Origin of the sequence: Streptomyces sp. PA03-3a (assembly GCF_033792735.1) — a bacterium.
In the GTDB taxonomy this organism is placed as follows: domain Bacteria; phylum Actinomycetota; class Actinomycetes; order Streptomycetales; family Streptomycetaceae; genus Actinacidiphila.
Map to the genome: position 1 here is coordinate 249,666 of NZ_JARAVM010000004.1, position 24,472 is coordinate 274,137.

Below are 24,472 nucleotides of genomic sequence, written 5' to 3' on the forward strand. Positions count from 1 at the left end.
GGCCCGCGTGCTGCCTAGCCTGCAGTGCATGACGCTCACGCCCCCCGCGCCCCGTCCCGCAGCCGGTCCCGTCCCGCCGTCCGGAGTGCCGGACCTGGACGGACGCACCGCGCTCGTCACCGGTGCCGCCGGCGGCATCGGCCGCGCGTGCGTCCTGCGTCTGGCCGCCGCCGGCGCCAAGGTGCGGGCCGCGGACCGGGACGCCGAAGGCCTGGCCGAGCTCGCGGAACAGGCGGCGGCGGGCGGCCGCCCCGGGGCCGTCGAGACCCTGACCCTGGACCTGACCGACCTCGACGCCGCCGAGCAGGCCGCCGAGGGCACCGACATCCTGGTCAACAACGCCGGGCTGCAGCTCGTCCGCCCCATCGAGGACTTCCCGCCCGAGGTCTTCGCCACGGTGCTGCGGGTGATGCTGGAGGCCCCCTTCCGGCTGATCCGGGGGGCGCTGCCGCACATGTACGGGCAGGGCTGGGGCCGGATCGTGAACATCTCCTCCGTCCACGGACTGCGGGCCTCGGCCTACAAGAGCGCCTACGTCTCCGCCAAGCACGGGCTCGAGGGGCTCTCCAAGACCGCCGCCCTGGAAGGCGCCGCGCGGGGCGTCACCTCGAACTGCATCAGCCCCGCCTATGTGCGCACCCCGCTCGTCGAGCGCCAGATCGCCGACCAGGCGGCCGCACACGGCATCGAGCCGGAGCGGGTCGTCACCGAGATCATGCTCGCCGACTCCGCCGTGAAGCGGCTGGTGGAGCCGGAGGAGGTCGCCGAACTCACCGCCTACCTCTGCTCGCCTCAGGCGTCCTTCATCACCGGTGCCTCGCTCAGCATGGACGGCGGATGGACGGCGCACTGATCTGCCGGTATCCCTGACAGCGTGCCGCGCGACCCACACGAAGCCCCCGACGACCACGGCGGAACCATGGCCCCCCACAGCCCTTCCGACGCGCCCTTCCTGCGGCTGCTCGCCCGCGGGGCACCGGCCGAGGAGTACGAGCGGCCGGTCCTCGCGGCCCGGGCGGAGGGCGCGGCGTCCGCCGTGCTCGCGGAGATGGAGCAGGCCAAGCTGCTGGCCCTGCGCGTGCGGGCGGAGCTGGAGGGCCGGCGGCGGCGCGAGGCCGAGCTGTCGGCACTCTTCGAGACGGCCGGCGACCTCGCGGGGCTGCGCGACCTGGACTCGGTGCTGCAGGCCATCGTGCAGCGGGCCAGATCGCTGCTCGGCACGGACGTCGCCTACCTCAGCCTGATCGACCGCAAGGCCGGGGACACCTACATGCGGGTCACCGAGGGGTCGGTCTCCGCCGAGTTCCAGCGGGTGCGGCTCGGCATGGGCGAGGGGCTCGGCGGCCTGGTCGCGCAGACCGCCCTGCCCTACGTCACCGAGTCCTACTTCGACGACGAGCGCTTCCGGCACACCCACCCGATCGACTCGGCCGTCCACGACGAGGGCCTGGTGGCGATCCTCGGCGTGCCCCTCGTCCTGGGCACCGGAGTCATCGGTGTGCTGTACGCCGCGGACCGCCGGGCCCGGGTCTTCGAACGCGGCCAGATCGCCCTGCTCGCCTCCCTCGCCTCGCTCGCAGCCGTCGCCATCGACACCGCGAACCTGCTGGACGAGACGCGCTCCGCGCTCGCCGACCTCGGCACCGCCAACGAGACCATCCGCAACCACAGCGCCGTGCTCGAACGGGCCTCCGAGGTGCACGACCGGCTCACCGAGCTCGTCCTGCGCGGCGGAGGCGTGGACGACGTCGCGGACGCCGTCGCCGAGGTGCTCTCCGGGACGGTGCGGGTCGTCGGCACCGAGCGCGACCCCGTCCCCGACGCGCTCGCCGACGCCGTCGCCCGCTCCCGGAAGGACGGCCACGCCGTTCGGCAGGGCGAGACCTGGACGGCCGCCGTCACCGCGGGCGGCGAACTGCTGGGCGCCCTCGTGCTGCACGGCCACCCCGAACTCGACCCCGTCGACCAGCGCACCCTGGAGCGGGCCGCGATGGTGACCTCCCTGCTGCTGCTCGCCCGGCGCACCGCCGCCGAGGCCGAGCAGCGCTTCCGCGGCGAACTCCTGGACGACCTGCTCGACGCCCCCCACCGCGACCCGGGACTGCTGCGCGAACGCGCGGGCAGGCTCCGCGCCGACCTCGACGCCCCGCACATCGTGCTCGCCGCCCGCGTCGACGAAGAGCACGCCGGGGCCGCCGCCGACCGGCAGCGGCTCTGGTCGGCCGCCTCCCACCTCGCCGCCACACGGAGGGGCCTGGCCGCGGCGCGCGACGGCGGCACCGTGCTGATGCTCCCGCTGGAGCCGGGCTCCGACGCCTCCGCCACCGCCCGCCGCATCGCCCAGCAGCTGGGCACGGCGGTCCAGGCGGCCGTCACCGTGGGGGCCTCGGGCCCCGTCCGCACGCCGGCCGGCGCTCCCGGCGCCGTCGCCCTGGCCTACGCGGAGGCGCAGCGCTGCGGCGACACGCTGCGCGCCCTCGGCCGGGCCGGGGAGGGCGCCGCGGGCGACGACTTCGGCTTCCTCGGCCTGCTGCTGACCGGGTCGCGCGACGTCGACGGCTTTGTGCACCGCACGATCGGCGCCGTCGCCGACTACGACGGCCGCCGGGGCACCGATCTCGTGCGCACCCTGGACGCCTACTTCGCCAGCGGCATGAGCCCGGTACGCACCAAGGACGCCCTCCACGTGCACGTCAACACCGTCGCGCAGCGCCTGGAGCGCGTCTCCCACCTGCTCGGCGCCGACTGGCAGTCCCCGGAGCGCGCGCTGGAGATCCAGCTCGCGCTGCGCCTGCACCGGCTCGCGGCCGGGCGGCCGGACCCGCCAGGCCCCGCGGATCAGGACTGATCCGCGCCGGCGACCAGCTCCACCTCGAACCCGTCGCCGTTCTCCAGATAGGCGGCGTAGTGCTCCTCGCCGCCGGCGTGGGGGTGCAGCTCGGGGAACATCAACGTCCAGCCGTGCAGCGGCGAGCGCGTCACCAGCGCGTCCAGCTCCGCGCGGCCCGCCACATGGAAGGCGAGGTGGTTCAGCCCCGCCCTGCGGCGCTCGTGCCGCCCCGCGACGAGATCCGGCGACCGCTCGACGACGATATAGGTCGCCCCCAGCCGCCAGCTGCGGCCCGCTTCCCACCGCTGGTACGGGACGTAGCCGAGCTCGCCCAGCAGCCAGCCCCACTCGGCGTCCGCGCGCTCCGGATCCGCGACCCACAGCTCCACATGGTGCAGCACCCCCGTCACCGCTCTCCCATCACCCACGGTCACGACAGTAGACCCCGCCACCGACAGCGACGGGGTCCACGCATCGAGGGTGCGGTCGGCGGCCGCCCCGGGTCAGCCCGCCCGGCCGGACCGGACCAGCGGGGCGTCCTGCGCCGTCCCGCCGTCGAGGGAGTCGAGGTCCCGGCCGCGCGTCTCCTTGGCCACCCCGACCGCGACCAGCGTCAGCAGGGCGGCGGCGATGACGTACAGCGAGATCGGCACCGAGCTGTCGTAGGCCGCGAGCAGCGCGGTCGCGATGAGCGGCGCCGGGGCGCCCGCGGCCACGGAGGCGAACTGGGCGCCGATCGAGGCGCCGGAGTACCGCATGCGGGTCGCGAACATCTCCGAGAAGAAGGCCGCCTGCGGCGCGTACATCGCACCGTGCAGCACCAGACCGCCCGTGACGGCCAGCAGCAGCGCGGGGAAGCTCCTCGTGTCGATCAGTGCGAAGAAGGGGAAGGCCCACAGCCCCACGCCCGCCGCACCCAGCAGATACACCGGCCTGCGCCCTACGCGGTCGGAGAGCGCGCCCCAGGCCGGGATCACGGCGAAGTGCACCGCGGAGGCGATGAGCACGGCGTTGAGCGCGGTCTGCTTGCCCAGGGCCGCGTGCTCGACGGAGTAGACGAGCACGAAGGCGGTGATGACGTAGTAGCTGATGTTCTCCGCCATGCGGGCGCCCATCGCCACCAGGACGTCCCGCCAGTGGTCACGGAGCACCGACACCAGCGGCAGCCGCTCGATCGCGGACTCCTCGGCCTTGCGCGCCTCCGCCCTGGCCAGCGCCGCCTTGAACACGGGCGACTCGTCGACCGACAGCCGGATCCACAGCCCCACCATCACGAGGACGCCCGAGAGCAGGAACGGGATGCGCCAGCCCCACGAGGTGAACGCGTCGTCCGAGAGCAGCGCGGTCAGCGCGGACAGCACGCCGGTGGCGAGCAACTGGCCGGCCGGCGCGCCCGTCTGCGGCCACGACGCCCAGAAGCCGCGACGGTTCGCGTCGCCGTGCTCCGACACCAGCAGCACCGCGCCGCCCCACTCGCCGCCGAGCGCGAAGCCCTGCACCAGCCGGAGCATGGTGAGCAGCACCGGGGCGGCGACGCCGATCGTGCCGAACGTCGGCAGCAGGCCGATGCAGAAGGTCGCCCCGCCCATGAGCAGCAGGCTCAGCACAAGCAGCCGCTTGCGGCCGAGGCGGTCCCCGTAGTGGCCGAAGACGAGGGCCCCGACCGGGCGGGCGGCGAAGCCGACCGCGTAGGTGAGGAACGACAGCAGCGTGCCGACCAGGGGTTCCTCGTTGGGGAAGAACAGCTTGTTGAAGACCAGCGCGGCGGCGGAGCCGTAGAGGAAGAAGTCGTACCACTCGATGGTGGTGCCGATGAGGCTCGCCGCGACGATTCTGCGGAGCGAGCCGGGTGCGGTGGGCGCGGGTGCCGGGGTTGCCATGGTCACCACTTCCGGGCGGGGGACGGGGACGTTTCCGATGTCGCCACACCGTAGAAACGGCCACGTCACGCTCCCATGTGGTGGAACACCACAGTTGCGCCCCCGGGTATCCGGGCGGGCCCCATGAGCGCGGCCCGCAGGGTCCCCGGCGGCTCCGGCCCGGCCCCGGGGACGGTGCCGTGGGCGGTGCCGCCCGCCGGGAGGGTCCATTCGAGTGGTCGCCGCTCACGAGATATCTTGATGTCGAGCAATGTTGCAGACGTGGAGCGGAGCACCCGGTGACTGACTCGACCATCATCTATACGCACACCGACGAGGCGCCGGCGCTGGCGACGTACTCGTTCCTGCCCGTGATCCAGGCGTACGCGTCCACGGCCGGAGTCGCCGTGGAGACCCGTGACATCTCCCTGGCCGGGCGCATCATCGCCAGCTTCCCCGAGTACCTGGAGGAGGGCCAGCGCATCGCCGACGCCCTCGCCGAGCTCGGCGAGCTCGCCAAGACCCCGGCCGCGAACATCATCAAGCTGCCGAACGTCTCGGCCTCGATCCCGCAGCTGAAGGCCGCGATCGCCGAGCTGCAGGCGCAGGGCTACGCGCTGCCGGACTACCCGGACGACGCCAAGTCCGACGAGGACAAGGACGTGCGCGCCCGCTACGACAAGATCAAGGGCAGCGCCGTCAACCCCGTCCTGCGCGAGGGCAACTCCGACCGCCGCGCCCCCGCGTCGGTGAAGAACTACGCCAAGGCGCACCCGCACCGCATGGGCGCGTGGTCGGCCGACTCCAAGACGAACGTCGCGCACATGACCGCCGACGACTTCCGTTCCACCGAGAAGTCCGCCGTCATCGCCGAGGACGGCGTCCTGCGCATCGAGCTGGTCGGTGACGACGGCACGACCACCGTGCTGCGCGAGTCCGTGCCGGTGCTCGCGGGCGAGGTCGTGGACGCCTCCGTCATGCGCGTCGCCGTGCTGCGCGAGTTCCTCGGCGAGCAGGTCGCGCGCGCCAAGGCCGAGGACGTCCTGTTCTCGGTCCACCTGAAGGCCACGATGATGAAGGTCTCCGACCCGATCATCTTCGGCCACGTGGTCCGCGCCTTCTTCCCCAAGACCTTCGCCCGGTACGGCGAGGCCTTCGCGGCGGCCGGCCTCACCCCCAACGACGGCCTCGGCGGCATCCTCAAGGGCGTCGAGTCCCTGGCCGACGGCGCGGCGATCAAGGCCTCCTTCGAGGCCGAGCTGGCCGAGGGCCCGGCCCTGGCCATGGTCGACTCCGACCGCGGCATCACCAACCTGCACGTCCCGAGCGACGTCATCGTCGACGCCTCCATGCCGGCCATGATCCGCACCTCCGGCCACATGTGGGGCCCGGACGGCCAGGAGGCCGATACCCTCGCGGTGCTCCCGGACAGCAGCTACGCCGGCATCTACCAGGCCGTCATCGAGGACTGCCGCGCGCACGGCGCCTTCGACCCGGCCACGATGGGCTCGGTGCCCAACGTCGGCCTCATGGCGCAGAAGGCCGAGGAGTACGGCAGCCACGACAAGACCTTCGAGATCCAGCACACCGGCACCGTCCGCCTGGTCGACCAGGCCGGGAACGTCGTCCTGGAGCAGGCCGTCTCCGCGGGCGACATCTTCCGCGCCTGCCAGACCAAGGACGCGCCGATCAAGGACTGGGTCAAGCTCGCCGTCACCCGCGCCCGCGCGACCGGCGACCCGGCGGTGTTCTGGCTGGACGAGACCCGCGCCCACGACGCGAACCTGATCGCCAAGGTCAAGCAGTACCTCCCGGAGCACGACACCGAGGGCCTGCAGATCGAGATCAAGTCCCCGGTCGAGGCCACCGAGTTCTCCCTCGAGCGCATCCGCCGCGGCGAGAACACGATCTCCGTCACCGGCAACGTGCTGCGCGACTACCTGACCGACCTGTTCCCGATCCTGGAGCTGGGCACCAGCGCCAAGATGCTCTCGGTCGTGCCGCTGATGAACGGCGGCGGCCTCTTCGAGACCGGCGCCGGCGGCTCCGCGCCCAAGCACGTGCAGCAGCTGGTCAAGGAGAACTACCTGCGCTGGGACAGCCTCGGCGAGTTCCTCGCGCTCGCGGTCAGCTTCGAGCACCTGGCGACCACGACGGGCAACGCCCGCGCCCAGGTCCTGGCCGACACCCTCGACCGCGCCACGGGCACCTTCCTCAACGAGGACAAGTCGCCCAGCCGCAAGCTCGGCGGCATCGACAACCGCGGCAGCCACTTCTACCTGGCGATGTACTGGGCCCAGGAGCTGGCCGGGCAGACGGACGACGCGGAGCTGGCCAAGGCGTTCGGCCCGCTCGCCCAGACGCTGACCGACAAGGAGCAGGTGATCGTCGACGAGCTGATCGCCGTGCAGGGCTCCCCGGCCGAGATCGGCGGCTACTACCAGCCGGACCCGGCCAAGGCCGCGGCCGTCATGCGTCCGTCCGCGACCTTCAACGAGGCGCTGGCGACCCTCGCCTGACGCGACGGGCGGCACGCCCGGAACGCCGCACGACGCGAACCGCCCCGGCTGGTGATCCAGCCGGGGCGGTCCCGTGTCGACGGGGCGCGGTGGGGCGCGCGCTTACGCGAAGACGTCGTCCAGCCACGTCTGCCAGCGCTCCCCGGTCCGCCGGCCGTCGGCGCCGGGTGCGAAGTCGTGCACGCTGACGCCGACCGGCGCGCCGAAGTGGTTGCGGCCGAAGACCCGGTACATCGCCCCGCCGGTCCGCAGGCCGACGAAGTAGCGGTTGCGGTAGTCGACCACGGCCTCCGCCGGCCCGGTGCCGGGCAGTTCGACACGCACGGTGGCACCCTCGGCGGCGTCGTCCGGCACCCCGAGGGCGCGGGCGACGACCTCGAGGGCGTCCGGCGCGGTCGACGCGGCGGGACCGTTCACGGTGGCGAAGGCGGCGGGGCGCCCGGTGAAGTGGGTCAGGTACTGGCGCAGGGTGTGCAGGTAGAAGTCGGTGTGCTTGCTCGCGCCGTCGTACTGGTTGTCCCAGTCGTCGACGAAGACGCCGCTGTGCACGTAGCGCACCCAGGCACCGCCGCCCTCGCGCTCCTCGATGACGTGCTCGACCTGGTTGAAGGTCTGGTTCCCGGCGGCGAGGCCCTCCGCCCGGGCGATCAGGTGGTGCGGCGGGTCCCAGGCGGTGAGGGTGCCGCCGAAGGACGCGGCGCCGCCCTTGCGCGGCTCGAACTCCTGGGGCCACAGCCACCCTGCCGAGCCGGTGGTGACGGCCTCCCAGACCTCCTCCGGGCCGGCCTCGGTCTCGAACTCGCGGACGATCTCGAATTCCTTGGACATGGTGCTGCTCGCTCCTCATGGGACGGGCCCGGGTGCCCGGACGGCGTGGTGGGTGGTGGGGTGGACGGCGGGGTCGTGCCCGGCGGTGCCGGGCCGGACGCGGCGGGTCACGGGCCGTCCATGGGGATTCCGCTCACGGGGACTCCTCGACGGCGGCCGGCGCCTCTCCCGCGACGGCCGCCGGGGACTCCGCGGGGGGCCCGGACACGGGACCGGGTTCCTTCACGGTGGGGTGGAGCGCGACCACGATGCGGTGCTCGCGACCGCCCTCGCCGTCCACGTCGTGGTACTTGGCGACCAGCGCGCTCACCCCGCGGGTCAGCTCCTCCACGAACGCGGCCCGGTCGGCGGCGGAGGCGAAGCGCACCTCGCCGTCGAGGGCGTAGGTCGCGAGCCGCTTGCGGGCCCTGGCCGCGCCGGTGATCAGAGTGCCGACGTCGCGGACGAGGCGGGCGGCGACGGCCAGCAGCCAGCGCGCGGACAACTGGTCGCGGAAGCGCCCCGGGTCCGGCTGGACGGCGGCCAGCGCGAGCGGGGAGATCACGTACGAGGCCGCGGTGGCCCGCATCAGCCGCTCGGTGACGTTGCCCTTGCGGCGCTCGCCGGCCAGCTCCACCAGGCCGTGCGCCTCCAGCGTCCGCAGGTGGTAGTTCACCTTCTGCCGGGGCAGCCCGACCCGGGCGGCGAGCATGGCCGCCGACGCGGGCCCCTGCGCCAGTTCGGCGAGGAGGCGGGCCCGTACCGGGTCCAGGGTGGCGGCGGCGGCCGCCGAGTCCTCGATCACGCTCACGTCCAACATGGCTCCACCATCTCACCGACAAATTATTTTGTCCAGCCCATATTTCTTGTCGGTGGTTCGAGGACACCGGCCGGTAACGCCCGCGCCGGGGACGAAACGCCGATTTCACCTGCCGCGCGACCGCCCCTGACACAGCTGTGGGCGGCGTCCGCGCAGGTGACGCGGCGGAACGCCGGGGGCCCCAGCGCGTTACACCGTGGTACTGCACCCCGCCCGGCCCGGCTCCTAATGTCAGCCGTCAAGCGGCCCGGAGTTCGCCTCCGCGGCCCGCTCATTGCCGCGACGTCGGAGGGAAGACCGATGAGCCGAGTAGTGCGCGCCGCGCTCGTCCAGACGAAGTGGACCGGCGACAAGGAGTCGATGACCGACCTGCACGAGCGGTACGCGCGTGAGGCCGCGGCCCAGGGGGCGCAGGTCATCGGCTTCCAGGAGGTGTTCAACGCCCCGTACTTCTGCCAGGTGCAGGAGCCCGAGCACTACCGCTGGGCGGAACCGGTGCCGGACGGCCCGACGATCGTGCGGATGCAGGCGCTCGCCAAGGAGCTCCGCATGGTGATGGTCGTCCCGGTCTACGAGATCGAGCAGGCGGGCTTCTACTACAACACCGCCGCCGTCATCGACGCCGACGGCAGCTATCTCGGCAAGTACCGCAAGCACCACATCCCGCAGGTCAAGGGCTTCTGGGAGAAGTACTACTTCAAGCCCGGCAACCTGGGCTGGCCGGTGTTCGACACGGCTGTCGGCAAGGTCGGCGTGTACATCTGCTACGACCGCCACTTCCCCGAGGGCTGGCGGGCGCTCGGCATCGCCGGCGCCGAGCTGGTCTACAACCCCTCCGCCACCTCGCGCGGGCTCTCCTCCTACCTGTGGCAGCTGGAGCAGCCGGCCGCGGCCGTCGCCAACGAGTACTTCGTCGCCGCCATCAACCGGGTCGGCCAGGAGGAGTACGGCGACAACGACTTCTACGGCACGTCCTACTTCGTCGACCCGCGGGGCCAGTTCGTGGGTGACGTCGCCTCCGACAAGGAGGAGGAACTCGTCGTCCGGGACCTGGACTTCGGGAAGATCGAGGAGGTCCGGCAGCAGTGGGCCTTCTACCGGGACCGCCGCCCCGACGCCTACGGCCCGCTGACCGAGGCCTGAGGAGAGGGAGGGAAACCGTGAGCCGAACCCTGATCCGCGGCGGCCTCGTCATCACCGCCGCGGAGGAGGTCCACGCCGACGTCCTCGTCGAGGACGAGAGCGTCGTCGCCCTCGCCGCCACCGGCAGCACCGTCGCCGAAGGATGGACGGCCGACACCGTGATCGACGCGGCCGGGAAGTACGTCATCCCGGGCGGCGTCGACGCGCACACCCACATGGAGCTGCCCTTCGGCGGCACCTTCGCCTCGGACACCTTCGAGACCGGCACCCGGGCCGCCGCGTGGGGCGGGACGACGACGATCGTGGACTTCGCCGTCCAGGCGGTCGGCGAGTCGCTGCGCGCAGGTCTGGACACCTGGCACGCCAAGGCCGAGGGCAACTGCGCCGTCGACTACGCCTTCCACATGATCGTGTCGGACGTCGACGAGAACAGCCTCAAGGAGATGGACCTCCTCGTCGAGGAGGGCGTCACCTCCTTCAAGCTGTTCATGGCCTACCCCGGCGTCTTCTACAGCGACGACGGCCGCATCCTGCGTGCCATGCAGCGCGGCGCCGACAACGGCGGGCTGATCATGATGCACGCCGAGAACGGCATCGCCATCGACGTCCTGGTCGAACAGGCCCTCGCCGCGGGCAGGACCGACCCCCGCTACCACGGCGAGGTACGGCGCGAGCTGCTGGAGGCCGAGGCGACCCACCGCGCCGTCCGGCTGGCCGAGGTGGCCGGTGCGCCGCTCTACGTCGTCCACGTCTCCGCCCAGCAGGCCGTCGCTGAGCTGGCGACGGCGCGCGACCGCGGTCTCAACGTGTTCGGCGAGACGTGTCCGCAGTATCTGTTCCTGTCCACGGACAACCTCGCGGAGCCGGACTTCGAGGGGGCCAAGTACGTGTGCTCCACGCCGTTGCGGCCGAAGGAGCACCAGGCGGTCCTCTGGCGGGCCCTGCGGACCAACGACCTGCAGGTGGTGTCGACGGACCACTGCCCGTTCTGCTTCGTGGGGCAGAAGGAGCTGGGGCGGGGTGACTTCTCGAAGATCCCGAACGGTCTGCCGGGGGTGGAGAACCGGATGGACCTGCTGCACCAGGCCGTGGTGGACGGTCACATCAGCCGCCGCCGGTGGATCGAGATCGCCTGTGCGACGCCGGCGCGGATGTTCGGTCTCTATCCGCGCAAGGGCACCATCGCGCCGGGTGCGGACGCCGACATCGTGATCTACGACCCGGACGCGGAGCAGGTCGTGTCCGCCGCCACCCACCACATGAACGTCGACTACTCGGCCTACGAGGGCAAGCACGTACGCGGCAAGGCCCGCACCGTGATCTCGCGCGGCACCGTCGTCGTCGACCAGGACCGCTACCTGGGCAGGGCCGGTCACGGCCGCTACCAGACCCGCGAGACCTGCCAGTACCTCGTCTAGCCACCCCAGGGAGCGCAGCCATGGATTTTGGTCTCGTCCTGCAGACGGACCCGCCCGCCGCGGGGGTCGTGGAGCTGATGCGGCGCGCCGAGCGCAACGGCTTCACCCACGGCTGGACGTTCGACTCGACCGTGCTGTGGCAGGAGCCGTTCGTCATCTACAGCCAGATCCTGGCGAACACCGAACGGATGGTCGTCGGCCCGATGGTCACCAATCCGGGCACCCGTACCTGGGAGGTGACCGCCTCCACCTTCGCCACGCTCAACGATATGTTCGGCAACCGGACGATCTGCGGCATCGGCCGGGGCGACTCGGCGATGCGCGTGGCCGGCCGCAAGCCCAACACCCTCGCGCGCATCGAGGAGGCGATGCACGTCATCCGCGAGCTCGCCGAGGGCCGCGAGGCCGACCTCGGCAGCGGGGCGGTGGTGAAGTTCCCGTGGGTGCGGCCCGGTGCCGAACTGCCGGTGTGGATGGCGGCGTACGGGCCGAAGGCTCTGGCGATCGCCGGGGCGAAGGCGGACGGGTTCATCCTGCAGCTCGCCGACGTCTATCTGACGGAGTGGATGGTCAAGGCGGTCAGGGAGGCCGCGGCCGCCGCCGGACGTGACCCGGCCGAGGTGAAGGTGTGCGTGGCGGCTCCGGCGTACGTCACCGAGGACGACTCCCCGCAGGCGCTGGCCCACGCCCGCGAGCAGTGCCGCTGGTTCGGCGGCATGGTCGGCAACCACGTCGCCGACCTGGTCTCCAAGTACGGCGAGGTGTCCAGCGCCGTCCCCCAGGAACTCACGGATTACATCCGGGCCCGCGAGGGGTACGACTACTCGCACCACGGCCGCACCGGCAACCCCGACACCGCGTTCGTCCCCGACGAGATCGTCGACCGCTTCTGCCTCATCGGCACCCCCGAGCAGCACGTCGAGAAGCTGCGCGCCCTGGAGGCCCTCGGCGTCGACCAGTTCGCGGTCTACGACATGCACGACGCCAAGGAGTCCACCATTGACGCCTACGGCTCCACCGTCATCCCCGCGCTCCGCGCCTGATCCCGGGTCCGCCATCCCCCCACACGGCACGTTCGATCCCCGTACCCCTCGAACGAAGGGGGCTGCCATGACAGCCACCGCTCCACCCCCTGCCGGAAGAGCCGGGGCCGACGGCCGCGTCGAGCTCTCGCCCGACGCCGTCCCGTCCGGCCCGTACGCCAACGAGGACCTGCTGCCCGTTCCGCTCGCCCAGCGGAAGTGGACCACCTACAACTTCACCGCGCTGTGGGTCGGGATGGCCCACAACGTCGCCTCCTGGACCCTCGCATCCGGCCTGGTCGCCCTCGGTATGGACTGGAAGCAGGCGGTGCTCACCATCGCCCTCGCCAACGTCATCGTGCTGGTCCCGATGCTGCTCACCGGCCACGCCGGTCCCAAGTACGGCATCCCGTTCCCGGTGTTCGCCCGTGCGTCGTTCGGGGTGCGCGGGGCCAACCTGCCCGCCCTGGTCCGGGCGGCGGTCGCATGCGTGTGGTTCGGCATCCAGACCTGGATCGGCGGCTCCGGCATCTTCCTGCTCGCCGGGAAGCTCTTCGGTGACTCGTGGGCGAACGCCGGGACGATCGGCGGGTACCCGTGGACGCAGTGGCTGTCCTTCGTCGTCTTCTGGATCATCCAGGTCGCGATCATCGTGCGCGGCATGGAGATGGTCCGGCGGTTCGAGAACTGGGCCGCGCCCTTCGTCATCGTCGGCGCCATCGCCCTGCTGATCTGGATGACGAACAAGGCGGGCGGCCTCGGCCCGCTGCTCGACCAGCCCTCCGCACTCGGCTGGGGCGGCGACTTCTGGAAGGTCTTCTTCCCCGCCCTCATGGGCATGATCGGCTTCTGGTCGACGCTCTCCCTGAACATCCCCGACTTCACCCGCTACGCGGCCGGGCAGCGCGCCCAGCTGTGGGGGCAGTCCCTCGGGCTGCCCACCACGATGACGCTCTTCGCGCTGCTGTCGGTGCTCGTGACCTCCGGGTCGCAGGCGGTCTACGGCGAGCCGATCTGGGACCCGGTGGCCCTGGCCGCGAAGCTCGACAACTGGGCCGCGGTGCTCTTCGCCCTGATCACGGTCCTGGTGGCCACCCTGTCGGTGAACATCGCGGCGAACGTGGTCTCGCCCGCCTTCGACCTGTCCAACATCGCACCGCGCAGGATCAGCTTCCGCACCGGCGCGCTGATCACCTCGGTCGTCGGCGTCGTCATCTTCCCGTGGAAGCTGCTGGCCAGCCCGCAGGCGTACATCTTCACCTGGCTCGGCACCGTCGGCGGCCTGCTGGGCACCGTGGCGGGCATCCTGATCGCCGACTACTGGATCCTGCGCCGCACGCGGCTGGAACTCGCCGACCTCTACAGGTCCGAGGGCCGCTACTGGTACGACGGCGGCTGGAACTGGCGGGCGCTGGCGGCGTTCGTGGCCGGCGGTGTCCTCGCCATCGGCGGCTCGCACTCCGGACTCGACGCCAAGGGCGTCAAGCAGGGGCCGTTCCCGGTCGACGGACTGATCCCCTTCCTGAAGCCGCTCGCGGACTACGGGTGGGCCGTCGGCCTCGCCGCATCCCTCCTGGTCTACGTCCTGCTCAGCCGGCTCGCGCCGGACCGCAGGAGCTGACCGCGCCGGCGTCCCGGGCCCGGGTCCCGCCGCCCTCAGCGGCCGGACCCGGGCCCCGCGGCGCGCTGCGCCTCGTGCGCGAGCAGCGCCACGTAGAGCGAGGTGAGCTGTTCCCAGTCGTCCAGGTCGATGCCGAGCAGCGACTCGATGCTCTGCAGTCTCCGGTACAGGGCGGGCCGGCTGACGTGGTGCACCTGGGCGGCCGCCGACTTGTTGCGGCCCGTCGCCAGATAGGTGCGCAGCACCTCCAGCAGCGCCGGGTTCCCCAACAGGGGCCCCAACTCCCGCCCGATGAACGCCTGAAGCTCCGGCTCGTCGCGCAGCAGGCGCACCAGGCCGCGCAGCCGTACGTCGCGCAGCCGGGCCACCGGCGCGTCCGGAGGGCCGGCGACCGCGGCGTCCGCCACGTGCACCGCCTCGACGAAGGAGCGGCGCACCTCGTCCAGTTCCCGGCAGCCGAAGCCCGCGCCGACCACCACCGTACGGCCCCGCCCCGCCAGCTCCTCGTGCACCCGCACCGCCACCTTGCGCACGGCGGCGTCGGCGTCCTGACCGGCGGGGATGCTCAGCAGGACCGCCGTACCGGCGGTGCCGATCCGGGCCACCAGCCCGGCCACGCCGGGGTGTTCGGCCAGCGCGTGCTCGATCGGCTCCGGCAGGTCGTCCCGGCCCTCCGGCGCCGCGCCCAGGGGGCGGACGACGAGGGGCACGAAGATGCGCCGGTTGACCGGGAGGCCCGCGGCACGCACCCGGGTGACCAACTGCTCCGGGCGGGCCGTGCCCGTCGCCAGGTCGTGCAGCAGCGACTCGGCGGCCTGGTCCTCCCAGCCCCGGTCCTGGTCGCCGAGGAGGCGGTGCATGGCCAGCGCCTCGGAGGCACGGGCGCCGAGCACCCGGCCGAACTCCTCCGGACCGCGGTGGCCGAAGAGCACCAGACGCCCCCACTGCCGGCCCCGGGCCTCCAGCGGCGCGACGATCCAGCCGTCCGGGCCGACCGTCACCGCGCCGCTGCCGGCCAGTTCGGCGACCTGCCCGGAGACCCGCTCCCAGTCGCGCAGCAGGTCGTTGAGCGAACCCTTGTCCCCGGCCGAGGCCAGCACGCGCTGCGCGAGGTTGACGACGACCGCGGGACATCCGCTGTGCGCGGCGATCTCGTCCAGGACCTGCTGCAGACTGGCGCCGGAGAGATTGAGCGCGGTCAGCGAGGAGCGGACCCGGTCGGAGAGGTCGAGCGCGGCGAACCGGCCGTGCACCAGCCGTGCGTGTACCTCCTCGGTGAGCCGGGCGAACGGCGCCGGGCGGTGCAGCACGATCAGCGGCACCCCGCAGCGCTCGGCGGCCCGGCGCATCGGCTCGGGCGTGGTGCGGAACGCCCGGCCGAGGCCCAGCACGACCGCCGCGACGTCGGCGCGCTGCATCGACTCGACGTACTCGCGCTGCGCCCGCTCGTCGCCCGCCAGCAGCAGGCCGGTGGTCAGCACCATCTCGCCGCCGCTGAGCATGACGCCGACGTCCAGTGCCTCGGCCACGTGCAGCCAGCGCACCGCGCGGTGCAGATGGGCGGAACCGGCCACGACCTCCGGCACCCAGGGTGCCACGAGGTCCAGATCGAGCACGTCGCGCACGGTGAGCCGCCCCGCCGCGCTCGCCGGGGGTGTGTCCGGTCTGCCGTCGCCCACGCGCCCACGCCCGTCCCTCGTGCCGCCAGGGGTGGGAGTCTAATCACCCCTGCCCCGTCCGGGGCCGTCCACGCGGGTGATCAGAGCCCGTAGACGCGCCGGGCCGTGCCGGAGAAGACCTCCCGCCGCTCGGCGTCCGCCAGCCCTCCGGTCAGGACGCGGGCGGTGTCGACCACCTCGGCGTAGGAGGCGGCGAGCCGGCACACCGGCCAGTCGGAGCCGAACATGAGGCGGCCCGGCCCGAAGGCGTCGAGCACGGTGGCGGCGTAGGGCGCGAGGTCCGCGGTCGTCCAGGTGTCCCAGTCGGCCTCGGTCACCATGCCGGACAGCTTGCAGACGGTGTTGGGCCGCGCGGCCAGCGACCGCACGTCCTCGCCCCACGGCTGCGTGGCGCCCTCGGCGACGAGCGGCTTGCCCAGGTGGTCGAGGACGAACACCAGCTCGGGCACGAGGTCCGCGGCGCGGATCGCGGCCGGGAGCTGGTGGGGGAGCACCACCAGGTCGTAGACGAGCCCGGCGTCGGCCACCGCGCGCAGCCCGCGCAGCACGTCCGGACGGAGCAGCCACTGCGGGTCGGCTTCGCCCTGCACCTGGTGGCGGATCCCCACCAGGCGCTCCGCGCCGGGTAGTTCGCGCAGGGCCGCCAGCCGGTCGGCGACCGCGGGATCCGTCAGGTCGGTCCAGCCGACCACCCCGGCCACCAGGTCGCTGCCCGCGGCCAGCGCCAGGAACTCCGGGGTCTCCGCGGCCACCGTGACGGTCTGGACGAGGACGGTCGCGGTGACGCCCGCGGCCTTCGCCTCCGGCTCCAGGTCGGCGAGGGAGAAGTCGCGGCGCAGCGGGGCCAGCCGCTCCCCGGTGATCCAGTCCTGGTCGCGCACCGACAGGTCCCACAGATGGTGGTGCGCGTCGACGATGCCCTCCACCGCGCTCACAGCTCCCACACCGCCGGCAACGGCGCGCCGGCGCCCTCGGCCGAGTAGTCGTGGGCGACCTCCAGCAGCTCCGCCATCCGGGTCTGCCAGGCGATGTCGGCGGGCAGCCGCTCCAGCGCGGCGAGCATCGCCGGGTAGTCGTCGACGTCCAGCAGATGGAAGAGGTCGACGCCGCTGCGGCAGCTCGTCCACTCCCGCACGCCCGCGCCCCGGATGGCGGCGGCCAGTTCCGCGGGCACCTCGCGGTGCGCCGCCTCGTACGCGGCGATCCGGTCCGCCCGCACCTTCGTGTGCAGCGCGACCCTCATGACGCCTCGCCGTCCGGTACGGGCACGTCGGCGCCGAGCAGGCCCTCGGAGCGGAGGTCGGCCCACATCGGGGCCGGCAGCGGCAGCCGCAGCAGGGCGGCGGTGTCCCGCGCCTCGTCGGCGGAGCGCAGGCCCACCAGCGTGCTCGCGACGGCGGGATGGGCCGCGGGAAAGCGCAGCGCGGCCGCGCGCAGCGGCACGCCGTGCCGGCCCGTCACCGAGCGCAGGCGCCGGGCGCGGGCGAGCACGGGTTCCGGGGCGGGGGCGTAGTCGTACGTGGCGTCCTCGCCGGGGTCGATCAGCAGGCCGGAGTTGAAGGCACCGCCCACGACGACGCTCGCGCCGCGGGACGCCGCCAGCGGCAGCACCTCGGCCAGGCCCTCCTGCTCCAGCAGCGTGTAGCGGCCGGCCATCAGCACCACGTCGACGTCGGTGTCGCGCAGGAAGCGGGCGAGCATGGAGGTCTGGTTCATGCCCGCGCCGATCGCGCGGACGACGCCCTCCGAGCGCAGTCGCTCCAGCGCCGGGTAACCCTGGCCGAAGGCCTGCTCGGCGTGGTCGTCGGGGTCGTGGAGGTACACCAGGTCGACGTGGTCCAGGCCCAGGCGCTCCAGGCTGGCCTCGATGGAGCGCCGGACGCCGTCGGCGCTGAAGTCCCAGACGCGGCGCAGCCGGGCGGGCACGGCGAAGCCGTTCGCAAGGTCGTCCCCGCCCGGCCCGCCGGGCTCCAGCAGCCGCCCCACCTTGGTCGAGACGGTGTATCCGGCCCGCGGCCGGTCGCGCAGGGCGGCGCCGAGCCGGCGCTCGGACAGGCCGAGCCCGTAGTGGGGCGCGGTGTCGAAGTAGCGGACGCCGGCGTCCCAGGCGGCGTCCACGGCCGCGCGGGCGGCGTCGTCGCCGACCGGGGTGAAGAGGTTGCCGATCGGGGCGGCGCCGAAGCCCACCTCGGTGACGGCGACCCCGCTGCTGCCCAGGGTGGTGGTGCGCATCGCGGTCCCGTCCCTCACTGCCCGGCGGGGCGCAGCCGCAGCCCGGCCATGCCGCCGTCCACGGCGAGCGCGGTGCCGGTGACGGAGGCGGCGGCGGGGCTCGCCAGGTAGACGATGGCGGCGGCCACCTCGTCGGCGGTCACCAGCCGGCCCATCGGCTGGCGGGCGTCGAGGGCGGCGCGTTCCGCCTCGGGGTCGTCGGCGGCGTCCAGCAGCCGGGCCACCCACGGGGTGTCGGCGGTACCGGGGTTGACGCAGTTGACCCGGATTCCCTCGCGGAGGTGGTCGGCGGCCATCGCCAGGGTCAGCGAGAGCACGGCTCCCTTGCTGGCGCTGTACAGCGCGCGCTGCGGCAGCCCGGCGGTGGCGGCGATGGAACAGGTGTTGACGATCGCGGGCCGGGCCGAGCGCCGCAGGTACGGGAGCGCCGCGCGGGTGGTGCGCACCATGCCGAGCACATTGACGTCGAGCACGTGGTGCCACTGCTCGTCGGGGTTGTCCTCGATGGTGCCCGTCGCCCCGATGCCCGCGTTGTTGACGAGGACGTCGAGGCCGCCGAGCGCCTCCGCGGCGGCGTCCACGGCGGCGCGGGTGGAGGCGTCGTCGGACACGTCGGCCTTGAAGCCGGTCAGCTGCCCGGGCAGTCCGTCCGGTGCCAGGTCCAGTACGGCGACCCGCGCGCCGCGCGCGGCAAGCAGCCGCGCGGTCGCCAGGCCGATCCCGGAGGCTCCGCCCGTCACCAGGGCGCCGAGGCCCTCCAGATCGCGCGATTCCTCGCTCATGCCGTCCCACCTTCCTGCCGTGCCCGGTCGGCCACCCAGAACGTACCGTCGGGGTAGCGGTAGGCGTCGATCGATTCCGGTCGCATCTGCGCGGAGAAACCGGGTGCCTCAGGGGCGGTGTAGTGGCCGCGGCGCATGACGACCGGCGTGGCGAAGTGCTCGTGGAGGTGGTCCACGTACTCGATGGCGCGGTCCTCGGTCGTCCCGGCCAGCGCCACGAAGTCGAACATCGACAGGTGCTGCACCAGTTCGCACAGCCCGACGCCGCCCGCGTGCGGGCACACCGGGACGTCGAAGGCCGCGGCCAGCAGCAGGATCGCCAGGTTCTCGTTGACCCCGCCGACCCGTGCCGCGTCGATCTGCAGCACGTCGATGGCGCCGGCCTGCAGCAACTGCTTGAAGACGATGCGGTTCTGCACGTGCTCGCCGGTGGCGACCCGGACCGGGGCGACTGCCTTGCGGATCGTGGCGTGGCCGAGGACGTCGTCGGGGGAGGTGGGTTCCTCGATCCAGTACGGGTCGAACTCGCCCAGCGCGGTCACCCAGGAGACGGCCTCGGCGACTCCCCACCGCTGGTTGGCGTCGATGGCGATGCGCACGTCCGGGCCCACGGCGGCGCGGGCCGCGCGCATGCGCCGTACGTCGTCGCCGAAGTCGGCGCCGACCTTCAGCTTGATCTGGGTGAAGCCGTCGGCCACGGCCTGCTCGGCGAGCCGGGTGAGCTTCTCGTCGGAGTAGCCGAGCCAGCCGGGCGAGGTGGTGTAGCCGGGGTAGCCGTGTTCCAGCAGCGCGGTGGTGCGCTCGGCGGCGCCCTCGCGGCCCGCGCGCAGCAGTTCGAGCGCGCGCTCGGGGGTGAGGGCGTCGTCGATGTAGCGGAAGTCGACCTGGGAGACCAGCCATTCGGGCTCGGCCTCGGCCAGCAGCCGCCACAGCGGCAGGCCCCGGCGCTTGGCGGCCAGGTCCCACACGGCGTTGACGACGGCCCCGATCGCCATGTGCATCACGCCCTTCTCGGGCCCCAGCCAGCGCAGCTGGCTGTCGCCGGTAAGGTCGCGCGCCACGGAGCCGGGGTCGGCGCACAGCTCCTCGACCGGCCGGCCGACGAGATGGGGGCGGAGTGCCTCGATCGCCGCGACCTGGACGTCGTTGCCCCGGCCGATGGTGAAGACGAAGCCGTGACCCTCGTGGCCGTCGTCGGCGTCGGTGCGCAGCACCACGTAGGCGGCGGAGTAGTCGGGATCCGGATTCATCGCGTCCGAGCCGTCGAGTTCCCGCGAGGTGGGGAAGCGGATGTCGCTGGTGTCGATCGCGGTGATGCGGGCGGAGGTTGCGGACAAGTGGCTGCCTTTCACGCTCGGCCTGGCCAAGACATCGGAGGTCTCGCGCCACGGTGACTCTAGGGCCCCGCGACAGGACTGGCAATCCATTCCTCGGATGTCTCGCCTGTCGAACTCCATTCGATCGTGTCCGTATAAGGGGTTGTCAGGCTCGCGAGACGGACTTACCTTCCTCTCGTCCGGGATACCTCGGATGAATCGCCCGGCTTACCCGGACAGGGAGAACACGGCATGAAGCCCGCCCGCACGCGCTCCACCGCCGCGATGGCCGCGGCCGTTCTCGTCACGGCCGCCCTCGCCACCGCCTGCAACCGCGGCAGCACCGGCACCGCCGCCGGCTCCGGCGGCGGCAAGCCCGCCATCGGCATCGACCTGCCGCGCTCCGACTCCGACTTCTGGAACTCCTACGCCCAGTACCTCGAGAAGGGCATCAAGGACGAGGGCCTGAACGCGCTGCCGCGGAGCAACTCCCAGAACGACGTCACCAAGCTCGTCGCCAACGTCCAGGTCTTCCAGAACACCGGGGCCAAGGCCGTCGTCATGGCGCCGCAGGACACCGGCGCCATCGCCTCCACCCTGGACACCCTCGCCGGCAAGAAGATCCCCGTGGTCAGCGTGGACACGCGCCCCGACAAGGGCGACGTCTACATGGTCGTCCGCGCCGACAACAAGGCCTACGGCACCAAGGCCTGCGAGTTCCTCGGCGAGCAACTGGGCGGCAAGGGCAAGGTCGCCGAGTTCCAGGGCGCCCTGGACTCCATCAACGGCCGCGACCGCTCCGAGGCGTTCGCGGCGTGCATGAAGGAGAAGTTCCCCGGCATCACGGTCTTCGAGCTGCCCACCGACTGGAAGGGCGACGTCGCCTCCGCCAAGCTGCAGAGCCTGCTCGCGCAGCACCCCGACCTGAACGGCATCTACATGCAGGCCGGCGGTGTCTTCCTGCAGCCGACGCTCGCCCTGCTCAAGCAGAAGGGCCTGCTCAAGCCCGCCGGGCAGAAGGGCCACATCAGCATCGTCTCCAACGACGGCATCCCGCAGGAGCTGGACGCCATCCGCAAGGGCGAGATCGACGCCACCGTCTCCCAGCCCGCCGACCTCTACGCGAAGTACGCGCTGTACTACGCCGAGGCCGCCGCCGAGGGGAAGACCTTCAAGGCGGGTCCCACCGACCACGACTCGACGATCATCAGCATCCCCAACGGCCTGGAGGACCAGCTCCCCGCGCCGCTGGTGACCAAGGAGAACGTCGACGACAAGGCCCTGTGGGGCAACAACATCGGCTGACCGCCCGTCCGCACCGAAGAACGGAAGATCACCATGGCGGACCCCGCCACCGCGCCGCCGGCCGTGGCCGAGGCGACCGGGATCGGCAAGCGCTTCGGCGCCACCGTGGCGCTGCGCGACGCGGGCATCTCGGTCGCCCCGGGCGAGTCGCACGCCCTCGTGGGCCGCAACGGCGCGGGCAAGTCCACCCTCGTCGGCATCCTCACCGGCCTCCAGCAGCCCGACACCGGCACCCTGCGCTTCTCGGGCGAGCCGGCGCCCTCCTTCGGCGACACCGACGCCTGGCGCTCCCGGGTCGCCTGCGTCTACCAGCGCTCCACCGTCATCGGCGAACTCTCCGTCGCCGAGAACCTCTTCCTCAACCGGCAGAGCCCCGGCCCGCTGCGCCCCATCCGGTGGACGGCGCTGCGCCGCCGCGCGTCGGAACTGCTGGGCGAGTACGGGGTCGACATCGACCCCGCCGCGCGCGCCCGCGACCTCACCGTGGAACAGCGGCAGTTCGTCGAGATCGCGCGCGCCCTCTCCTTCGGCGCGCGCTTCATCATCCTCGACGAGCCCACCGCCCGGCTCGACGCCCGCGGCATCGCCCGGCTCTTCGACAAGCTCCGCGACCTGCAACGGCAGGGCGTGGCCTTCCTCTTCATCTCGCACCACCTGCAGGAGGTCTACGACCTCTGCACCACCGTCACGGTCTACCGCGACGCCCGCCACATCGTCACCGCACCGGTGGCCGACCTGGACCACGACGCCCTGGTCGAGGCGATGACCGGGGAGAGCGCCGCCGCGCCCGCGGCGGGCGCCCCGGCGTCCGTCCGCACCCCGGCCGCCGCGGGCCCGGCGCTGCTGGACGTGACCGGCCTGACCCTGCGCGACGCCTACGCGGACGTCTCCCTGGAAGTGCGCGCGGGGGAGGTCGTCGGCCTGGCCGGCGCCACCGCCAGCGGCAACGTCCGGCTGGCGGAGACCCTCGCCGGACTGCACCGCGCCGACGCCGGGCGGATCACCGTCGGCGGGCGCGAGGTCCGCGCCTCCGGCGTCCCCGCCGCCCTGGCCGCGGGGGTGGGCCTGGTGCCCGAGGACCGCCACCACCAGGGCCTGGTCGGCTCCCGCAGTGTGGCCGAGAACGCCACCCTCACCGTCACCGACCAGCTCGGGCCGTACGGCACCGTACTGCCCTCGCGGACCCGAGAGTTCGCCGAGCGCATGATCAAGGACCTGGACATCAGGACGCCGGGCGCGGGGACCCCCGTCTCCGCGCTCTCCGGCGGCAACCAGCAGAAAGTCGTGGTCGCCCGCGCCCTGGCCACCGACCCGCACGTACTGGTCGCCGTGCGCCCCACCAACGGGGTCGACGTGCGCTCCAAGGAGTTCCTGCTGGGCAGGATCCGCAAGGTCGCCGACGACGGGCGGGCGGCGCTGGTCGTCTCCGACGAACTGGACGACCTCAGGGCGTGCGACCGGATCGTGGCCATGTTCCACGGCCGGGTGGTCGCGGAGTTCGGCCGGGGCTGGCGCGACGAGGACCTGGTCGCCGCCATGGAGGGCGTGGCCGCCCGTCCCGCGCAGGAGCGGGACACCGAGCAGGGAGAGGAACAGGAAGGGTAGCCATGTCCACCACCACTGACGTCACCGAGCCGCCGGTGCCCGCCGCCGAGGCGGCCGCGGCCGGGACGCCGCGCCGCGTACCGGGCGGGCTCGCCCGTTTCCGCGAACTGTCCCTCGTCCCCGCGATCCTGGTGCTGGGCGTCATCGGCTTCATCGTCTCGCCGGCCTTCCTCACCTCCGACAACCTCATCGGCGTCGCCCAGCAGTCCACCGAACTCAGCCTGCTCGTGCTGGCCCAGGCGCTGATCCTCATCGCGGGACGGATGGACCTGTCGCTGGAGTCCACCATCGGCGTCGCGCCCGTCATCGCCGTCTGGCTCGTGCTGCCCGCCGCGGGCGGCCGCTTCACCGGACTGGAACTGCTGCCGGTCTGGACGGCGATACCCGTGTGCCTGCTGGTGGGCGCGGTCATCGGCGCCGTCAACGGCTTCTTCATCCTCAAGCTGCGGCTGAACGGCTTCATCGTCACCCTCGGCGCGCTCACCATGCTGCGCGGGCTGCAGATCGCCATCTCCGAGGGGCGTTCCATCGTCGAGCTGCCCGCCTCGTTCACCTACCTCGGGCATGCCTCCTGGGCCGGGATGCCCGCCGCGATCTGGGTCTGCGCCCTGCTCTTCGCGGTCGGCGGCTGCGCACTCGCCTGGCTGCGGCACGGCCGGGCGCTGTACGCGATCGGCGGCAACCCCGAGGCCGCGCGCACCGCCGGCATCCGGGTGGACCGGATCACCTGGGTGGTGCTCATCGTCGGCGGCGTCCTCGCCGCCTTCGCGGGCGTGCTCTACAGCGGGCACTACGGCTCGATCTCCGCGGACCAGGGCAGCGGCTGGATCTTCCAGGTCTTCGCCGCGACCGTGATCGGCGGGGTCAGTCTCAACGGTGGCCGCGGCACGCTCTTCGGGGCGCTCACCGGCGTCCTGACCCTGCAGCTCGTCGTCAACGTGATGACCCTGGCGGGCGTGCCCCCGCTGTGGAACCAGTTCCTCAACGGGGCCATCATCATCGTCGCCCTGATCATCTCCCGCTTCGCCTCGGGCGAGAAGCAGGAGTGAGGGGGCCGGGTCGGGGCCGGCGGCGGGATCAGTAGTAGCCCTCGACCGGGACGCGGGCCTCGTCGTACAGGGCCGGGCCCTCCTGCGGCACGTGCGGGAAACCGGCCTTGGCCGCCGGCGACTTGAGCCCGGTGAGCTGGTCGGTGGAGAGCGCGTAGACCACGCGCCCCAGCCCCGAGCGCTCGATGGCGCCCGCGCACATCCCGCAGGGCTGGCAGCTGGTGTACATGGTGGTGGCGGCCGCGGTGGCCGGATCGAGCTCCCGGGCCGCCCACCGCGCCAGCTTCAGCTCGGGGTGGGCGGTGATGTCGCCGTCGCTGAGGCTGCTGTTGCGGTCCTCGGCGAGCACGGACCCGTCCGGCCCGGCCAGCAGCGAGCCGAACGGCGGATTGCCGGACGCGCGGGCCTCGGCGGCCAGTTCGACCGCCCGGCGCAGCAGGCGGGTCGTCATCTCGTCGGTCATCG

21 protein-coding genes are annotated in these 24,472 nt (G+C 72.8%); 10 read left to right on the top strand and 11 right to left on the bottom strand.

Annotated features, from left to right (window positions below):
- The first annotated feature begins 28 nt into the window (after positions 1-28).
- On the top strand, positions 29-853 hold the full coding sequence (locus PV342_RS06735) for a 3-hydroxybutyrate dehydrogenase (RefSeq protein WP_386990540.1): 825 nt from the start codon (positions 29-31) through the stop codon (positions 851-853).
- Between the two features lie 66 nt (positions 854-919).
- Complete coding sequence (locus tag PV342_RS06740; protein ID WP_386990723.1) at positions 920-2,848, top strand: helix-turn-helix domain-containing protein; 1,929 nt, start codon at positions 920-922, stop codon at positions 2,846-2,848.
- Here the strand turns inward: PV342_RS06740 and PV342_RS06745 are convergent.
- The gene (locus tag PV342_RS06745; protein WP_400800304.1) at positions 2,839-3,258 is read right to left on the bottom strand and encodes a VOC family protein; all 420 of its coding nucleotides are present in this window, start codon (positions 3,256-3,258) and stop codon (positions 2,839-2,841) included. The two genes, PV342_RS06740 and PV342_RS06745, sit on opposite strands and share 10 nt — an antisense overlap.
- A 75-nt stretch (positions 3,259-3,333) precedes the next feature.
- Complete coding sequence (locus PV342_RS06750) at positions 3,334-4,710, bottom strand: MFS transporter (protein WP_361007089.1); 1,377 nt, start codon at positions 4,708-4,710, stop codon at positions 3,334-3,336.
- A 278-nt stretch (positions 4,711-4,988) separates the two neighbouring features.
- Between PV342_RS06750 and PV342_RS06755 the strand changes: the two genes are divergently transcribed.
- Entirely contained in the window at positions 4,989-7,208 is a 2,220-nt protein-coding gene (locus PV342_RS06755; RefSeq protein WP_400800301.1) for an NADP-dependent isocitrate dehydrogenase, read from the top strand.
- A gap of 102 nt (positions 7,209-7,310) precedes the next feature.
- Here the strand turns inward: PV342_RS06755 and PV342_RS06760 are convergent, their stop codons facing one another.
- Entirely contained in the window at positions 7,311-8,036 is a 726-nt protein-coding gene (locus tag PV342_RS06760; protein ID WP_500316145.1) for an SRPBCC family protein, read from the bottom strand.
- 133 nt (positions 8,037-8,169) lie between these two features.
- Positions 8,170-8,835 carry an ArsR/SmtB family transcription factor gene (locus tag PV342_RS06765; protein WP_500316146.1) on the bottom strand — a complete coding sequence of 222 codons (666 nt, stop codon included), beginning with the start codon at positions 8,833-8,835 and terminating at the stop codon, positions 8,170-8,172.
- 300 nt (positions 8,836-9,135) lie between these two features.
- Between PV342_RS06765 and PV342_RS06770 the strand changes: the two genes are divergently transcribed.
- The 4 genes from PV342_RS06770 to PV342_RS06785 all read left to right on the top strand — a co-directional run bounded on the left by PV342_RS06770 (position 9,136) and on the right by PV342_RS06785 (position 14,039).
- Positions 9,136-9,978: a nitrilase-related carbon-nitrogen hydrolase gene (locus tag PV342_RS06770; protein WP_500316148.1), complete on the top strand. Its 843-nt coding sequence runs from the start codon at positions 9,136-9,138 to the stop codon at positions 9,976-9,978.
- A 17-nt stretch (positions 9,979-9,995) separates the two neighbouring features.
- The gene (gene hydA, locus PV342_RS06775; protein WP_500316149.1) at positions 9,996-11,396 is read left to right on the top strand and encodes a dihydropyrimidinase; all 1,401 of its coding nucleotides are present in this window, start codon (positions 9,996-9,998) and stop codon (positions 11,394-11,396) included.
- Positions 11,397-11,416: 20 nt separating this feature from the next.
- Positions 11,417-12,439 (top strand): TIGR03842 family LLM class F420-dependent oxidoreductase, encoded by a 1,023-nt coding sequence (locus PV342_RS06780; protein WP_400800291.1) that lies wholly within the window; start codon positions 11,417-11,419, stop codon positions 12,437-12,439.
- A gap of 67 nt (positions 12,440-12,506) precedes the next feature.
- Positions 12,507-14,039 carry an NCS1 family nucleobase:cation symporter-1 gene (locus PV342_RS06785; protein WP_386990558.1) on the top strand — a complete coding sequence of 511 codons (1,533 nt, stop codon included), beginning with the start codon at positions 12,507-12,509 and terminating at the stop codon, positions 14,037-14,039.
- A gap of 35 nt (positions 14,040-14,074) precedes the next feature.
- Here PV342_RS06785 and PV342_RS06790 read toward each other — a convergent pair whose 3' ends face one another.
- From PV342_RS06790 to PV342_RS06815, 6 genes are all read right to left on the bottom strand, one after another.
- Complete coding sequence (locus PV342_RS06790; RefSeq protein WP_386990560.1) at positions 14,075-15,718, bottom strand: PucR family transcriptional regulator; 1,644 nt, start codon at positions 15,716-15,718, stop codon at positions 14,075-14,077.
- 80 nt (positions 15,719-15,798) lie between these two features.
- Positions 15,799-16,653: an amidohydrolase family protein gene (locus PV342_RS06795; RefSeq protein ID WP_400800286.1), complete on the bottom strand. Its 855-nt coding sequence runs from the start codon at positions 16,651-16,653 to the stop codon at positions 15,799-15,801.
- Positions 16,650-16,961, bottom strand: coding sequence for an L-rhamnose mutarotase (locus tag PV342_RS06800; protein WP_400800283.1), 312 nt, complete (start codon positions 16,959-16,961; stop codon positions 16,650-16,652). The genes PV342_RS06795 and PV342_RS06800 overlap by 4 nt, the downstream gene beginning before the upstream one ends.
- Positions 16,958-17,950, bottom strand: coding sequence for an aldo/keto reductase (locus PV342_RS06805; protein WP_392616179.1), 993 nt, complete (start codon positions 17,948-17,950; stop codon positions 16,958-16,960). The genes PV342_RS06800 and PV342_RS06805 overlap by 4 nt, the downstream gene beginning before the upstream one ends.
- Positions 17,951-17,964: 14 nt before the next feature.
- Entirely contained in the window at positions 17,965-18,732 is a 768-nt protein-coding gene (locus PV342_RS06810; protein WP_386990568.1) for an SDR family NAD(P)-dependent oxidoreductase, read from the bottom strand.
- A complete protein-coding gene (locus tag PV342_RS06815) occupies positions 18,729-20,069 on the bottom strand; it encodes an enolase C-terminal domain-like protein (protein ID WP_500316153.1) in 1,341 nt (446 codons plus the stop codon). Before PV342_RS06815 ends, PV342_RS06810 begins: the two co-directional genes overlap by 4 nt.
- 231 nt (positions 20,070-20,300) lie before the next feature.
- Here PV342_RS06815 and PV342_RS06820 point away from each other — a divergent pair, with 231 nt between their 5' ends.
- Genes PV342_RS06820 through PV342_RS06830 form a run of 3 tightly spaced genes read left to right on the top strand, consistent with a single transcriptional unit; the run spans position 20,301 to position 24,007 of the window.
- The gene (locus PV342_RS06820; protein ID WP_400800275.1) at positions 20,301-21,353 is read left to right on the top strand and encodes a sugar ABC transporter substrate-binding protein; all 1,053 of its coding nucleotides are present in this window, start codon (positions 20,301-20,303) and stop codon (positions 21,351-21,353) included.
- 33 nt (positions 21,354-21,386) lie between these two features.
- Positions 21,387-22,958, top strand: a complete 1,572-nt coding sequence (locus tag PV342_RS06825; protein WP_500316154.1) for a sugar ABC transporter ATP-binding protein — start codon at positions 21,387-21,389, stop codon at positions 22,956-22,958.
- Positions 22,959-22,960: 2 nt separating this feature from the next.
- A complete protein-coding gene (locus PV342_RS06830) occupies positions 22,961-24,007 on the top strand; it encodes an ABC transporter permease (RefSeq protein ID WP_400800269.1) in 1,047 nt (348 codons plus the stop codon).
- A gap of 28 nt (positions 24,008-24,035) precedes the next feature.
- On the opposite strand, the gene PV342_RS06835 is transcribed toward PV342_RS06830, so the two are convergent.
- Positions 24,036-24,470: a nucleoside deaminase gene (locus PV342_RS06835; RefSeq protein ID WP_326577880.1), complete on the bottom strand. Its 435-nt coding sequence runs from the start codon at positions 24,468-24,470 to the stop codon at positions 24,036-24,038.
- Positions 24,471-24,472 lie beyond the last annotated feature (2 nt).

Bases quoted from the DNA above. Each gene is read 5' to 3' on its own strand.
- PV342_RS06735 (WP_386990540.1), top strand. From the start codon at position 29: ATGACGCTCACGCCCCCCGCGCCCCGTCCCGCAGCCGGTCCCGTCCCG.
- PV342_RS06740 (WP_386990723.1), top strand. From the start codon at position 920: ATGGCCCCCCACAGCCCTTCCGACGCGCCCTTCCTGCGGCTGCTCGCC.
- PV342_RS06750 (WP_361007089.1), bottom strand. From the start codon at position 4,710: ATGGCAACCCCGGCACCCGCGCCCACCGCACCCGGCTCGCTCCGCAGA.
- PV342_RS06760 (WP_500316145.1), bottom strand. From the start codon at position 8,036: ATGTCCAAGGAATTCGAGATCGTCCGCGAGTTCGAGACCGAGGCCGGC.
- PV342_RS06765 (WP_500316146.1), bottom strand. From the start codon at position 8,835: ATGTTGGACGTGAGCGTGATCGAGGACTCGGCGGCCGCCGCCGCCACC.
- PV342_RS06770 (WP_500316148.1), top strand. From the start codon at position 9,136: ATGAGCCGAGTAGTGCGCGCCGCGCTCGTCCAGACGAAGTGGACCGGC.
- PV342_RS06780 (WP_400800291.1), top strand. From the start codon at position 11,417: ATGGATTTTGGTCTCGTCCTGCAGACGGACCCGCCCGCCGCGGGGGTC.
- PV342_RS06785 (WP_386990558.1), top strand. From the start codon at position 12,507: ATGACAGCCACCGCTCCACCCCCTGCCGGAAGAGCCGGGGCCGACGGC.
- PV342_RS06800 (WP_400800283.1), bottom strand. From the start codon at position 16,961: ATGAGGGTCGCGCTGCACACGAAGGTGCGGGCGGACCGGATCGCCGCG.
- PV342_RS06805 (WP_392616179.1), bottom strand. From the start codon at position 17,950: ATGCGCACCACCACCCTGGGCAGCAGCGGGGTCGCCGTCACCGAGGTG.
- PV342_RS06810 (WP_386990568.1), bottom strand. From the start codon at position 18,732: ATGAGCGAGGAATCGCGCGATCTGGAGGGCCTCGGCGCCCTGGTGACG.
- PV342_RS06820 (WP_400800275.1), top strand. From the start codon at position 20,301: ATGAAGCCCGCCCGCACGCGCTCCACCGCCGCGATGGCCGCGGCCGTT.
- PV342_RS06825 (WP_500316154.1), top strand. From the start codon at position 21,387: ATGGCGGACCCCGCCACCGCGCCGCCGGCCGTGGCCGAGGCGACCGGG.
- PV342_RS06830 (WP_400800269.1), top strand. From the start codon at position 22,961: ATGTCCACCACCACTGACGTCACCGAGCCGCCGGTGCCCGCCGCCGAG.
- PV342_RS06835 (WP_326577880.1), bottom strand. From the start codon at position 24,470: ATGACCGACGAGATGACGACCCGCCTGCTGCGCCGGGCGGTCGAACTG.